This window comes from Kitasatospora sp. NPDC090091 (assembly GCF_044747365.1).
Taxonomy (GTDB): domain Bacteria; phylum Actinomycetota; class Actinomycetes; order Streptomycetales; family Streptomycetaceae; genus Kitasatospora.
This window is the reverse complement of sequence record NZ_JBIVDY010000003.1, coordinates 364,257-377,875: the sequence shown is the minus strand read 5'-3', so window position 1 is coordinate 377,875 and position 13,619 is coordinate 364,257. Positions and strand designations below refer to the sequence as shown.

Annotated in this window: 11 protein-coding genes and 1 riboswitch; of the genes, 9 read left to right on the top strand and 2 right to left on the bottom strand. The window is 74.4% G+C overall.

Going from position 1 to position 13,619, the window contains the following annotated elements:
* Positions 1–34 precede the first annotated feature (34 nt).
* Entirely contained in the window at positions 35–1,570 is a 1,536-nt protein-coding gene (locus ACIPSC_RS07210; protein ID WP_400823882.1) for an MFS transporter, read from the bottom strand.
* Between the two features lie 146 nt (positions 1,571–1,716).
* Positions 1,717–3,717 carry an ATP-binding protein gene (locus ACIPSC_RS07205; protein WP_400823880.1) on the bottom strand — a complete coding sequence of 667 codons (2,001 nt, stop codon included), beginning with the start codon at positions 3,715–3,717 and terminating at the stop codon, positions 1,717–1,719.
* 1,108 nt (positions 3,718–4,825) lie between these two features.
* Here ACIPSC_RS07205 and ACIPSC_RS07200 point away from each other — a divergent pair.
* From ACIPSC_RS07200 to ACIPSC_RS07160, 9 genes are all read left to right on the top strand, one after another.
* The gene (locus ACIPSC_RS07200) at positions 4,826–5,149 is read left to right on the top strand and encodes a plasmid stabilization protein (protein ID WP_400823878.1); all 324 of its coding nucleotides are present in this window, start codon (positions 4,826–4,828) and stop codon (positions 5,147–5,149) included.
* A 263-nt stretch (positions 5,150–5,412) separates the two neighbouring features.
* Entirely contained in the window at positions 5,413–6,054 is a 642-nt protein-coding gene (locus tag ACIPSC_RS07195; RefSeq protein ID WP_400824096.1) for a sigma-70 family RNA polymerase sigma factor, read from the top strand.
* Positions 6,055–6,133: 79 nt separating this feature from the next.
* Positions 6,134–6,352, top strand: coding sequence for a DUF6480 family protein (locus ACIPSC_RS07190; RefSeq protein WP_400823876.1), 219 nt, complete (start codon positions 6,134–6,136; stop codon positions 6,350–6,352).
* On the top strand, positions 6,346–7,410 hold the full coding sequence (locus tag ACIPSC_RS07185; RefSeq protein WP_400823874.1) for a MerR family transcriptional regulator: 1,065 nt from the start codon (positions 6,346–6,348) through the stop codon (positions 7,408–7,410). The genes ACIPSC_RS07190 and ACIPSC_RS07185 overlap by 7 nt, the downstream gene beginning before the upstream one ends.
* Before the next feature lie 238 nt (positions 7,411–7,648).
* Positions 7,649–8,974, top strand: coding sequence for an NAD(P)/FAD-dependent oxidoreductase (locus tag ACIPSC_RS07180; RefSeq protein WP_400824095.1), 1,326 nt, complete (start codon positions 7,649–7,651; stop codon positions 8,972–8,974).
* Positions 8,971–9,765: a DUF1365 domain-containing protein gene (locus tag ACIPSC_RS07175; protein WP_400823872.1), complete on the top strand. Its 795-nt coding sequence runs from the start codon at positions 8,971–8,973 to the stop codon at positions 9,763–9,765. Before ACIPSC_RS07180 ends, ACIPSC_RS07175 begins: the two co-directional genes overlap by 4 nt.
* Complete coding sequence (locus ACIPSC_RS07170; protein ID WP_400823870.1) at positions 9,762–11,048, top strand: class I SAM-dependent methyltransferase; 1,287 nt, start codon at positions 9,762–9,764, stop codon at positions 11,046–11,048. The genes ACIPSC_RS07175 and ACIPSC_RS07170 overlap by 4 nt, the downstream gene beginning before the upstream one ends.
* Before the next feature lie 31 nt (positions 11,049–11,079).
* Positions 11,080–11,919, top strand: a complete 840-nt coding sequence (locus tag ACIPSC_RS07165; RefSeq protein WP_400823868.1) for a DUF1295 domain-containing protein — start codon at positions 11,080–11,082, stop codon at positions 11,917–11,919.
* Positions 11,916–13,229, top strand: a complete 1,314-nt coding sequence (locus ACIPSC_RS07160) for a cryptochrome/photolyase family protein (RefSeq protein ID WP_400823866.1) — start codon at positions 11,916–11,918, stop codon at positions 13,227–13,229. Before ACIPSC_RS07165 ends, ACIPSC_RS07160 begins: the two co-directional genes overlap by 4 nt.
* Before the next feature lie 148 nt (positions 13,230–13,377).
* Positions 13,378–13,570: riboswitch (cobalamin riboswitch) on the top strand.
* The last annotated feature ends 49 nt before the right edge of the window (positions 13,571–13,619 follow it).

Here is a 13,619-nt window from a genome sequence, read left to right as displayed (position 1 = left end):
GTCCTTTCGGTGTTCGGTGTGCTGAGTCAGGGGTTCAGACGGTCTGCGGGTCGGGTGCCGTCCGCGGGGAGGCGGCTGCGCTCTTCCGGCGGCCGGTGCACCGGGTGAGGATGAACGCGAGGAGGGCGGTGACGGTCAGGACCGCGGCCGAGACGGCGAAGGCGGCCCGGTAGCCGGCAGTGAGGGCTTCGAGGTGCGGCTGACGGGCGGCCGCACGGGTGGTGACGGAGCCGGCCAGGGTGGTCAGGGCGGCGAGGCCGATCGCGCCGCCGACCTGGCGGGTGGTGTTGACCAGCCCGCCGGCCAGCCCGGCGTCCTGGGGCGGGACGCCGTCCACGGCGAGGGCGGTGAGCTGGACGAAGGCGATGCTCAGGCCCAGGCCGATCAGGACGCTCGGCCCGAGGATGTCGGCGAGGTAGCTGCCGTCGGCACTGATCCGGGACAGCCAGAGCAGACCGGCGGCCTCGGTGAGCAGGGCGGTGACCACGGTCGTGGCGGGGCCGAGCCGCCGGGAGACCCGCGGTGCCACGGCGGCGCCGAGCATGTTGGCCGCGGCGAGCGGGAGTTGGCCCGCGCCGGTGGCCAGTGGCCCCGACCCGAGGACCTGCTGCTGGTAGAGCGGCAGGAAGAAGAAGAGGGCGATCCACACCGACCCCAGCAGCGCCATCAGCAGGTTGCCCGTGGCCACCCGGCCGGTGGTGAGCAGCCGCGGTGGTATCAGGGCGTTCGGCCGGCGGCGCTCGATGAGCGCGAAGGCCGTGAGCAGGACGGCGGCGGCGCCGAGGGCCCCGAGGACCCCGCCGTCGCTCCAGCCGGCTCCGCGGGCGGTGGTCAGGCCCCAGACCAGGCCGGTCAGGGCGAGGGTGACGGTGGTGGTGCCCAGCAGGTCGAACCGCCCGGACGTGCGCCCGGCCTTCACCCCGGACACGCGCTTGTCCACAGCCTCGGCCACGCTTCCGGCCACGCGCCCGACTTCCGACGGAACGAGGGCGGCCACGGCGGCCAGGACCAGCGCCGACCCGAGCGCGACCGAGTGGAAGATCCACGGCCAGCCCCATGCCTGGGTCAGCACACCGCCCAGCAGGACGCCGGCGGCTCCTCCCGCGCCGGAGACCGCTCCCCACACACCGAGGGCCATGCCGCGCCCGGGGCCGGTGGGGAACTGTGCCATCGCCAGGGCGAGCGCGGCCGGGGCGATCGCTGCCGCGGCGAGGCCCTGGACGGCCCGGGCGGTGATCAGCACACCCGCGGTGGCGGCCAGTCCCGCCGCCAGCGAGGCCGCCGCGAACAGGGTGAGCCCGGCGATCAGCACCCGGCGGCGGCCGAGCAGGTCGGCCGCCCGTCCGCCGGCCAGCAGCAGCGCCCCGAACGCCAGGCCGTAGGCGTTGACCACCCAGGTGGTCGAGCCGTCCGAGAGGCCGACCCCGGCCCGGATCTGGGGCAGCGCCACGTTCACGATCGAGGTGGCGAGCATGACGGTGAACTGGGCTGCGGCGAGGGCCGCGAGCGCCGCTCCCGGTCTGTGGGCCCGGCTTGCTGCCGGCTCCGTCTGCGTGCGTGCAACGTTCATGGCGCACAGACTGGTTCGGGACGCTGTCCACTTGCCAGGCCCGACCGGGGCGAGGACTGTCCACCCCTGTTCGCAGCTGTCCACTCGCGCCGGTGCCGCGCCGCCACGCCAGGTGCGCCCGCCCCGGAAGGCGGGCGCACGCGTCCTCAGCGGGTGCCGTGCAGCTCCTGCTCCCACAGCGCTTCGCAGAGCAGGTCCAGGCCCTGCCGCAGGTGGCGCCGGTAGGTGCCGTAGGGGAGGCTCAGGCGGCGGGCGGCGGCCTCCTGGGTGGGTGCACCGGAGAAGTAGCCCGCCGTCACGGCGTCCCGGGCGCGGACACCGCGCGGGTCGCGGCCGAGGTCGTCCACGGTCCGGCGCAGCAGGTCGCGCAACTCCTCGACGGGCTTCTCGAAGTCGGCCGCCAGGCGGGCACGCATGAGGGAGCAGGCGGCGAAGGCGCCCGGATCGCGCCAGTGCGCCAGCGCCTCGCGCACGGCCTGGTCGAACGCGCTGCGCGAGACGCCCGACGGCCCGGCCTGGACGGGCACGGCGGTGGCCGAGATGAAGTGGCGCAGCCACGTCTCGACGGGGACCTGCCGCCAGTCGACGCCGAACACGCCGTACGTGTGATCGCCGACCCGCGGGCGGGCGCCGGTGTCGGCGAGGCTGCCCTTGACGCGCGCGGCCCACGCCTCGGCGTCCCGCCACACGGCGAAGCCGAAGGCGCGACCGCGGGCGCGCGCGGACTCGGCCTGGGCGCGGGAACTGCTCAGGTCGATGACGCGCGAGGGTATCTGGTACCGCTCGGGGTAGACCGTGAAGCGGCTGACGCCGATGTGCTCGCCGGGCCGCACCGGCGCGGTGGCGTCGGTGTACGCCCAGGCGGCCGCCACGACCGGATCGGTGGCCAGGTCCTCCGGATCGGCGGGGGCGGGCAGTGCCAGGCGGGCGGTGAACGCCACGACCCGGCCGGTGCTCACCAGCCGGTAGACGCTGAAGGCCTGCGGCTGGCGCTGCGCCCAGTAGCGGACCAGCTCCGCGGAGGCCGGGCCCTCGGTCTCCGTGGCCATGCGCAGTACGACGTCGAGGTCGTCCGGGGTGAGCGGCCGGTCGTGCACCTCGTCCTCGCGGGACCAGGTGCGCAGGCGGGCCACGATCTCCCCCTCGCGGAAGAGGTAGAAGAGCTCGTCGGTGACGGTCCAGACCCGCTCCTCGGGCGCCTCGCGCAGCAGGCGCAGGTACTCCTCGGCGAGCCGGTGGCGCATCGTCACGTAGGCGTTGGGGGCCCGCCAGCGCAGGTCGGCGGCCAGCGTCTCGCGCGCGGCGTCGTGCGGGTGGAGGCCCCGGTGGGTGGCCTCCATGAAGGGCAGGTCCCGGAGCCAGGCGAAGAGCGGGTGGGCCTCCTCGTCGGGCAGGACGGCGGCGAGCAGCTCCTCCGAGGTCGAGTAGGCCTGGGCCGCCACCTCCAGGGCGCGGCGGTGGGCCGGGGTCGGCACCTCCCCGATCAGCCCCGAGAGAAGGGTGCGCAGGACGTCGGCCGAGGGGGCCCAGACGTCCTCCCGGTTCCAGTCGGCCGTCCTCGCGGCGGCCGCGAGGGAGAGGGCCAGCGGGTTGCCGCCGGCGAAGCGCAGCACCCGCTCCCGGAGTTGGGGGATGACCTGCGCCGTCGTCAGCAGGCTCCGGGCCTGTTCCTCGGTGAACGGCTCCAGTTCGCGGACGGCCAGCAGCCCGGTCCAGGCGGGGTCGGCGGTCCACTGCGGCTGCGGGGCGGGGCGGCCGGCCAGGACGACCAGGCTGTCGTCGGCGGCGCGGGGCAGGAACCGCTGCCACAGCCAGCTCTCCAGCCACTGGCAGTGCTCGAAGGAGTCGACCAGCAGGACGGTCCCGGGGACGTCCAGGAACGGGGCGGCGGTCCGTTCGAAGTCGGCCGGGTCCCGGCTCACGAAGCGGCCGTCCAGTTCGACGACCAGCCGTCCCGTCGCCCGGGCGTCGTCCGCCAGGCGGCGCAGCAGCGTCGACTTGCCGATGCCGCCCGGCCCGAACACGTAGAACGCGAACGGCGCCTGTGGATCACCGGCCAGGGCCTGCGCGAACTGCCCGAGCTCCGCGTCCCGGCCGATGAAGGCCTGGACGCGGGCGCTGCTCAGTCTCTCCCGGACGGACGCCATGACGGCTCCTCTCCCCATCTCTCGGTACCGGACCGGCCCTGCGGTCCGGAGGTCTCTACGGCGCTCCCGCGGCGGCGGGCACCGGCGCCGAGCCGGTCCCGGGCCGCGAACGCCTTGCGGCCACCTGCGGAGCCCCTTGTTCCGGTTCGACGCCGACCTGGTCCTGCGGCGTTGCTGCGCGGAGCTCCGGAGGCTGATCATCCGCTTCTTCGGGCGGGCTGTTGACGTGAGGATCGGCCATGGCCGGGGCGGGGCCTCTCGGGTGAACGGGCCCACCGGGGAGGCGGGGTGACAGGAGCTTCGGTGCCGGTGACCGGCGTTGAACGGGGAGTGGTCCGGGGGCCTCGGCGAGGCGGTCCGTGGCCCGCGCTCTCAGGCCGGCGGTAAGCCGCGAGGTCGGCGGCCCGCGGCCCCGTGCACGGCCTGCGGACGGCAGCGCACCGCGTTCCGCCCTGTGACCGGACAGCCAACTCGCACTCTGGGCAACGTTGTCGGTTCCTGCGCCGGGTCGGCCGAGGAGGTCCACCGCCGGGACGGCTCGTGGCCGGCCCACCGTGGAAGTTGTCGTGGGCACTATAACTGAAGCTCCGTCGACACCGTTTCCGGCCGATCCGACCCCGGGATGCTTCGCCCCCGTCCTGGTCGCTTCGGCCTTCGCCGGGTGGTTGAGCGGCTGCAGGCCGGGCAGCCGCAGGACGAGGGGCGGGACGGCGTCCGCGCCTTCCGCCCCGATCGAATCCGTGGGACGCGAGCCTTCAGGAGGCGAACGATGAGAGGCCGGGGAAAGGACCTGCCAACTGCCGACGCGCGACCCCGCCGGGCCGCCAAGCCGCGGGACGAGGCTGCGGGAGACCGCTCCTACGGTGACCGCGCGGCCGGCGCCGAGCCCGACCCGGACCCCGCCCGAGACCGGCCACCGGACGGTACCGCGGTGCGCGAGCGCTATGACGCGACCGCCGAGGCCGCTCGCTCCGTCTCCGGCCGCCAGGACGGGTCCACGACACCGGACACCGAGCAGGAGACCGGTTCACGCGCGAGGCGTCGGAATCCGGGTTCGGGGTAGGCGCCGAACAGCATCCCGACAGGGTCGACAGGGCGAGGAGGAGCCATGCCTGCCGGTTCGAACAAGAAGCGTGAACGCCAGTACGAGCACATCAAGGAGAGCGCGAAGGACCGCGGTGAGAGCGAGGAGCGCGCGAAGGAGATCGCGGCACGGACCGTGAACAAGGAACGCGCCCGGCACGGCGAGTCGAAGACGGCCAGCCGCTCGTCGATCGAGGACATGTCGTCGTCGCGTCGCGGCGGTCAGCGTTCCCACTCGGGCTCGCAGGGCCCGACGTACGACCAGCTCTACAACGAGGCGAAACAGCGCAACATCGACGGCCGTTCGAAGATGAACAAGAAGCAGCTCGCCAACGCCCTGGGCCGCTGAAGGCCCGCATGCGGAGGCGGGCACACCACCGCCGAGCACGCGGCCTCGCACCGAGCATCGGCCGCGGCCAGCCGGCGAGGACGTCGCAGGGGAGTCGCATCGTTTCGGGCGAGCCACCGGGCCGCCCGGGGCCGTTCGAAGCGCCCAAAACGATGCACAAACGGTTCGACTGGGCCTGTGGAGTCGAATCGCTGCACCGTGAAGGCGTGACTTCGCCAAGGACGACCGACAGCGGCACCAGCCTCATCGACAGCCCCAGGCCGATGGCCGAGGACCTCCGTCGCCTCCTGCAGCGTGCGGCCCGCGGCGACGAGGCCGCGTTCGAGGCGCTGTATCGCGCGGTTGCCGGGCCGGTGTACGCGGTGGCGCTGCGGACGCTGCGCAGCCCGGCGCACGCCGAGGAGGTCGCCCAGGAGGTCCTCCTGGAGGTGTGGCGCACCGCCGCCGGCTACCGGCCCGAGCGCGGGCCGGTGATGACGTGGGTGCTGACCATCGCGCACCACCGGGCGGTGGACCGCGTGCGTTCCGCGCACGCGTCCGCCGAACGCGAGCACCGCGTCCGCTTCCACGAGCCGTCGCCGAGCGATCCGCCGGAGGAGCAGGCCGTCCGTGCGCTCGACCGGCAGCGGGTCCGGTCCGCCCTCACCTGCCTGAGCTCGGCGCAGCGTGAGGCGGTGGTCCTGGCCTACTACGGCGGCTACACGCAGCGGGAGATCGCGCAGCGGGTCGGCGTGCCGCTGGGCACGGTCAAGACCCGGATCCGTGACGGCCTCGTCCGGCTGCGCGGGGCGATCACGCCGGACGGAGGCCGTCCTCGGCCGAGCGGACTGCAGGCCGGGCCGGTCCCCGCAGACCGTGCGGCAGGGGCGCGGCTGCGACAGCGGGGGCCCCTGCTCCAGAATTGATGTGGGACCACTCACGTCCGGCGCTCCGGAATCCGGACCCGGAACACCCCCTCGAACTTCCCATCCGCGGGAGGACGTCATGACTGCCGAGCAGCTGATCACGACCCGGGAGCGCCCCGTACCCGCGAGCCCTCCCGCCGAGACGCCCGAGTGCGAGGCGTCGACCTGCGCGGGCATCTCGACTCCGGAGGCGGTCGAGCTGCACACGGCCTGGCCGGGCTGGATTCCCCTGCTGGTGATCGCCGTCCTGGTGGTGTGCTGCGTGGGATTCGCCATCGGTAGGATCGGGGGATGGTGAGCCCGTCCGCCGAGCGCGGTACCGGAGCACGGGGCAGCGGCCCGTCCGTCGCCTCCGACCGCTTGGAGGACGTGGGTCTGCCGACCGGGGGCGTGGCCCAGCGGCTCGGCGTTTCCCCCACCACGGTCCGCTCCTGGGAACGGCGTTACGGCATCGGCCCCGCCCACCGGGAGGCCGGACACCATCGCCGCTGGAGCCGGCAGGACATCGCCGTCCTGGAGGCCATGTGCCGCCTGACCGCCCGCGGGGTGCCGCCGGGCGAAGCCGCCCGCGCGGCCCTGGCCGAGCGCCGGGACGCCGGTCACCACGCCACCCCGCGCCCCGCACTCGGTCGGCCGGAGGCGAACCCCCCGGACGGCGACCGGCTCGGCCCCGGCCTGGGCCCCGGCCCGGGCGGAAGCCGAGCCCTGCGGGTCGGAACCGTGCGCCCGGAGTGCCGTGGCCTGGCCCGCGCGGCCGTGCGGCTCGATGCGCCGGAGGTCGCCAGGATCCTGCGCGAAGCGGTCGACACGCTCGGGGTGATCGACGCGTGGACGGAGGTCATGATGCCCGCCCTGCGCGCCGCGGGCCGCAAGTGGGCGGCGGACGGTGAGCAGTACGTCGAGGTCGAGCACCTGCTGTCCTGGCACGTCTCCACCGTCCTGAGGGGCGTGGCGGTGGGAACTGCCGCCCCCCGGAACGTGCCGCCCGTCCTGCTGGCCGCGACGCCCGCCGAACTGCACACGCTCCCGCTCGAAGCCACGGCCGCGGCGCTGACCGAACGCGCGCTCCCGTTCCGGATGCTGGGCGGGGCCGTCCCACCCCGGGCCCTGCTCGACGCCGTCCACCGTCTCGGCCCGGGGGCGGTGATGCTGTGGTCCCAGGACCGGCGCAGCGCGGACCGCGAGCTGGTACGCCGTGTCGGCGCCAGCATGTGGGGTCCGCGCGGATCCCGCAGCGGGGCGGTCACCGTCGCCGCCGGCCCCGGCTGGGCCCGTTCCAAGCCCCCGATCGGGACCGCCGGTCCCCGCACCCTCGCCGACGCCGTCGACCTTCTCGAACAGGCGGTCACGGGCTGAAGTCCCGCTGCCCGCTTCCCGAGGGGGCTCGCGCGTCGGTCCGCCCGCGCACCGGGGCCCCGTGGGGGCGCCGACTGCGCCGCGTCGACGCTCAGCGGCCCCCGGTCGGCCCGGCTTCCCACGAAGCGGGCCCCAGCCGCAAAGTCGGTCCAATCCGAAGCGGCGCCGGCTCCGAACGTCCCGTGCAACGACAATGCGGGCCGTGCCGGCGGCCCCGTCGGGAGGGGCTCTCGTGACCATGTTCGACACCGTCTCCGCCACCCGGACCTCAGCCGGGGCGGACGGCGGTGAACGGCCGCGCCGGGTGGCGGTGGTCGGCTCCGGCATCGCCGGGCTCACCGCGGCGTACGAGCTGTCCCGGGCCGGGGTGGAGGTGGAGCTGTTCGAGGCCGACGGGCGGCTCGGCGGCCACGCCCACACGCAGGAGGCCGTCCACGACGGGCGGGCGGTGCCGCTGGACACCGGGTTCCTGGTCCACAACGAGCGGACCTACCCGCATCTGGTGCGCCTGTTCGCCGAACTCGGCGTCCGTACCCGGGACAGCGAGATGAGCATGTCCGTGCGGTGCGACGGCTGCGGCCTGGAGTACGCGGGAGCGAGGGGACCGGCAGGTCTGTTCGCCCGGCCCGGCACCCTGGGACGCGGCCGGTACCTGCGGATGCTCTCCGAGGTGCCCCGCTTCCACCGCCGGGCGCGCCGCCTGCTCGCCGACCCGGCAGCGGGCGACCCGAGTCTGCGGGACTTCCTCGCCGCCGAGGGCTTCTCGCCGTACTTCGTGAGCCACTTCATGACCCCGGTGGTCTCCGCGGTATGGTCCTGCGCCCCCGACCTGGCGGGCGACTACCCGGCGCGCTACCTCTTCGCGTTCCTCGACAACCACGGCATGCTCTCCGTGACCGGCTCGCCGGCCTGGCGCACGGTCGTGGGAGGATCACGCACCTACGTCGAGCGGATCGCCGGGCGACTGACCGCCGTCCACCGCTCCGCCCCCGTGCGTGCGGTGCGCCGCCACCTCGACGGCGTCACCGTGGTGACCGGGGACGGCCACCGCACCGGGGCCGGCGCGGTGGTGATCGCCACCCACGCCGATCAGGCCCTGCGGCTGCTCGCCGACCCGACCGACGTCGAGCGCAAGGTCCTCGGCGCCTTCCGGTACTCGCGCAATACGGCGGTGCTGCACCGCGACCCGTCCGTCCTGCCCGTCGCCCCGTCGGCGCGCGGATCGTGGAACTACCGGATGCCGCACTGCACCGCGCCCTGCGACCGGGTGCGGGTCAGCTACCACCTCAACCGGCTGCTGCGGCTGGACACCGCCGAGGACTACCTGGTCACGCTCAACGAAGACCGGCAGCAGCCGATCCCCGACGAGCTGGTGGTCTCCCGCACCGTCTACGAGCACCCCGTCTACACCGCGCGCACGGTCGCCGCCCAGCAGTGGCTGCCCGGACTCACCACGGCCCGCACCGCGTTCGCCGGCGCCTACCACGGCTGGGGGTTCCACGAGGACGGCTGCCGCTCCGGCATCGAGGCCGCACGGTCCCTGCTGGGAGTGAGCGCGCCGTGAACGCCTACCCTGAGCCCTGGGGCGGCGCCGTCCTCTACGACACCGTCACCACCCACGTGCGCACCGCACCCCGTGCGCGGTCGTTCCGGCACCGCGGGTACCTGTGGCTGGTGGACCTCGACCGCCTGCCGGCCCTTCCACGGCCACTGCGGCCACTGGCCCGCTTCCTGCCGCACGACCACACCCTCGATCCGGGCGGCGAGCCGCTGACGATCCGCCAGGACCTGGAGCGCGACCTCGCAGGCCACGGGGTCCGGCTCGGCGACGGGCAGGTGCTGATGCTCACGCAGGCCCGCTCGCTCGGCCACGTGTTCAACCCGCTGACCGTGTACTGGTGCCGCGACGAGTCCGGGCGCCCGCTGTGCACGGTCGCCGAGGTCCACAACACCTACGGCGGGCGGCACCGCTACGTGCTGCCGCCCGATCCCGGCGGCCGCGGTGAGAGCGTCAAGGACTTCTACGTCTCACCGTTCTTCCCCGTCGACGGCCGCTACCGGACGGTACTGCCCGAACCGGGCGAGCGCCTCCACCTCACCGTCCATCTGGAACGCCAGGGCGGTCGCGTCTTCACCGCCACCGTCCACGGCACCGCACGTCCGGCCGGCCCGGCCGCCCTGCTGCGTGCCGTGCTCGCCCACCCGCTCGCCACCTGGGCCGTCAGTTTGCACATCCGCTACCAGGGCATCCGCTTGTGGCTCGGTGGACTGCCCGTCCACCCCCGCCCGGCCGGCGGCCCGTCCCGGCCCGCCCCGAAGCCCGTGCCGCCCGCAGAAGAGGTGCCCGCCCCATGACCGCCACACTTCCCGCGACACGCTCGGCCGGCCTCGTCGACCCGGTGCGCTGGCCGGACGTCGCCCGGGTGCCGAAGGCGCCGCTGCGCGCGGCCGTCGCCGCACGGCTGCTGTGCAGGGTCGCGGCGCGGCGCGGCCTGCGCGTCGAACTGCCCGGCGGCCGAACCCTGCACCCGGCCCCGCCCGGGGCTCCGGTCCTCCGCCTGCACCGGCCGGGAGCCTTTCTGCAGCGCGTCGGCGAGGGCGGCCTGATCGGCTTCGGCGAGGCCTACCAGGCCGGCGACTGGGACAGCCCCGACCTGGTCGCCCTCCTCACCGGACTCGCCACCGCCCCCGAGACACTTGTACCGGCCGGTGCGCAGTGGTTGCGACGGTTCTACGTCCGGCGACCGCCCGTGGAAGAGCTCTCCACCGCCGCGAACGCGCGGCGCAACGCCCACCGGCACTACGACCTGTCCAACGACCTGTTCGCGCTGTTCCTCGACCCGACGATGACCTACTCCTCGGCCGTCTTCCCGACCGGCCCCGGCGGCCGTGAACCGCTCGGCACCCGGGACGCCCTGCCCGCCGCCCAGCACCGCAAGATCGACCGGCTGCTCGACCTCGCCCGCGTCGGCCCAGGTACCCGGCTGCTGGAGATCGGCACCGGGTGGGGCGAACTCGCCCTGCGTGCCGCCGCCCGCGGCGCCCACGTCGTCAGCCTCACGCTCTCCGAGGAGCAGCTCACCCTCGCCCGGCGGCGCATCGCCGACGCCGGGCAGACGGACCGGGCCGAGGTCCGCCTCCGTGACTACCGCGCCGCCGAGGGCGAGTTCGACGCCGTGGTCAGCGTCGAGATGATCGAGGCCGTGGGGCGGCCCTTCTGGCCCGCGTACTTCGCCACCCTCGACCGGGTCCTGGCACCCGGCGGGCGCGTCGCCCTGCAGGCGATCACCATGCCCCACGATCGGATGCTGGCCGCCAGCCGCACCTACACCTGGATCCTCAAGTACATCTTCCCCGGCGGCCTCATCCCGTCCCTGCGGGCGATCGAGGAGACCGCCGCCCGCCACACCCGGCTCCGGGTGGTCCGGGCCGATGCCTACGGGCCGCACTACGCCGAGACCCTGCGGCTATGGCGCGAACGGTTCACCGAACGCTCACCGCAGGTCGCGGCCCTCGGCTTCGACGACGTCTTCCGGCGCACCTGGGAGCTCTACCTCGCCTACTCCGAAGCCGGCTTCCGCACCGGCTACCTCGACGTGCAACAGGTGCTGCTGACCCGCGAAGCGGTGACGGCATGAGCGCGGCAGCCCGTTGGTCCGGGACCCGGCCGTGAACGTCACCGCCTTCGCCCTCGGCCTCGCGGTCGCCGCCGCCGTCGCGCTCGCCGTCCTGCTCACCGCGTTCGCGGTCGGCGTGCGTACCGGGCGCCACCGCGGCGTGGACGTCGCCTGGGGACTGGCGTTCACCGCCGTCGCGCTCAGCGGGTACGCACTGTCCGACGGGTACGGCGACACCGGGCGCCGACTGCTGGCCACCGTGCTCGTCGCCGTCTGGGGCCTGCGACTGTCCGCCCACATCTGGTGGCGCGCCCGGGGCGAACCCGAGGACCCGCGCTACGCCCGGATGCTCTCCCGCGCCCCCGCGGGCCCGTCCCGCACCCGGTATGCGCTGCGCAAGGTCTACCTGCTCCAGGCCGCTCTGGTGTGGTTCGTCTCCCTGCCGGTCCTGGCCGCCCAGTACGTTCCCGACCCGCCCGCCGCGCTCGCCCGGGCGGGCACGGCGCTCTGGGCGGTCGGCCTGTTCTTCGAGGCGGTGGGGGACCGGCAGCTGGCCCGCTTCAAGGCCGACCCGGCCAACCGCGGCCGGATCATGGACCGGGGCCTGTGGCGCTGGACCCGTCACCCCAACTACTTCGGCGACGCCTGCGTCTGGTGGGGCCTGTTCCTGCTCGCCGCCGACACACCCGCCGGCTGGGCGTTCGTCCTCAGCCCGGTCCTCATGACCTGGCTGCTCGCTTTCGGCAGTGGCAAACCGATGCTGGAACGCCGGATGGGCGCGCAACGGCCGGGCTGGGCCGAGTACGCCGCCCGCACCAGCGGCTTCGTGCCCCTGCCACCACGCCGACACCCGAAAACCCCGACCGCACCACCTGCGAGGCCCCACCCGTGACCGTCTCCATCGCCCTGTTCACCCAGGACCTGCGTCTGCACGACAACCCCGTCCTCCACGCCGCGCGCGCCGCCGCCGACCAGGTCGTGCCGCTCTTCGTCCTCGACCCCGCCGTCGAAGCCGCCGGCTTCGCCGCCCCGAACCGTCAGGCGTTCCTCGCCGACTGCCTCTGCGACCTGGACGCCTCGCTGCGCCGCATCGGCTCCAGGCTGACCGTCCGGCACGGTGAACCCGCGGAGCAGACGGCCCGGGTGGCCGCCGAGACGGATGCCGTCTCGGTGCACGTGGCCGCGGGCGTCAGCGCCTTCGCGCACCGGCGCGAGGCACGGCTACGGGCGGTGTTCGGTGATCGCCTGCACGTCCACGACGCCTCGCTCACCGTGGTTCCGGCCGGCGGGATCACCCCGGCCGGCCGCGATCACTACGCCGTCTTCACCCCGTACCACCGCGCCTGGCAGCAGGCACCCCGCCGGACCGTGCTGGCCGCGCCCCGCAGGCTCGACACTCCGGACGGCATCGGCAGTGCGAACCTGGTGGTCGCGGGCCCGTTCTCCCCGGGCCTGCCGCGCGGTGGCGAGACCGTCGCCCTGAAGCGCTGGCGGGCCTGGGACATCGACGGCTACGCCGAGATCCACGACGACCTCGCCGCCGACAGCACCTCCCGGCTCTCCCCGTACCTGCACTTCGGCTGCCTGTCACCCACTTGGCTCGCCACGCACGCCGTGCGGCACGACGGCGCCGGCGCGCAGGCCTTCGTCCGGCAACTCGCCTGGCGCGACTTCCACCACCAGGTCCTCGCCGCCCGCCCCGACGCCGCCCGCCACGACTACCGCACCAGGGGCGACCACTGGCACCACGACGAGCAGGAGGCCGAGGCCTGGCGGCAGGGCCGCACCGGCTACCCGATCATCGACGCCGGGATGCGCCAACTCGCCCACGAGGGCTGGATGCACAACCGGGCCCGCCTGCTGACGGCCGGCTTCCTCACCAAGTCCCTCTACCTGGACTGGCGGATCGGCGCCGCTCACTTCCTGTCCCTGCTCGTCGACGGCGACGTGGCCAACAACCAGCTCAACTGGCAGTGGGTCGCCGGCACCGGCACCGACACCCGCCCCAACCGGATCCTCAACCCACTGCGCCAGGCCGACCGTTACGACCCCAACGGGGACTACGTACGCCGCTGGGTGCCGGAACTCGCCGACCTCCCGGGCCCGGCCGTCCACCGGCCCTGGCTGTTCGACGGCCGGTACCCGGCCCCCGTCGTCGCGCCGGAGGAACTGACCGCCCGGTTCCGGCACGGGCGTTCCTGAGCGCGGCTGCCGTCATGGCCGCCGGCCGTGAGTGCCCTGGGCGGATCGTCCACGTCGGCTCGTCCACGTCGGCCGGGTCGAGGTCGCACCGGCCAGGGTGCCCGACGGGACGCCTTGGCGCGGCGCGTGCGCGAACCCCTGGACTTACTAGGACGTCCAACTATATGGTCGATGACAGGTCCGCGGTGTCAGGGAAGCCGGTGTGAGTCCGGCACGGTCCCGCCACTGTGACCGGGGAGTTCGTCCTCGCAGTTCGACGGCCACTGGCAGCCAGCCGGGAAGGCCTGGGGACGGGCGCTGATCCGGGAGTCAGGATACCGGCCGCGGGTGGTCCGTGTTTTCCACGAGGATGGAGACGACACGCATGACTTCGGGCTGCCTTTCCCGTTC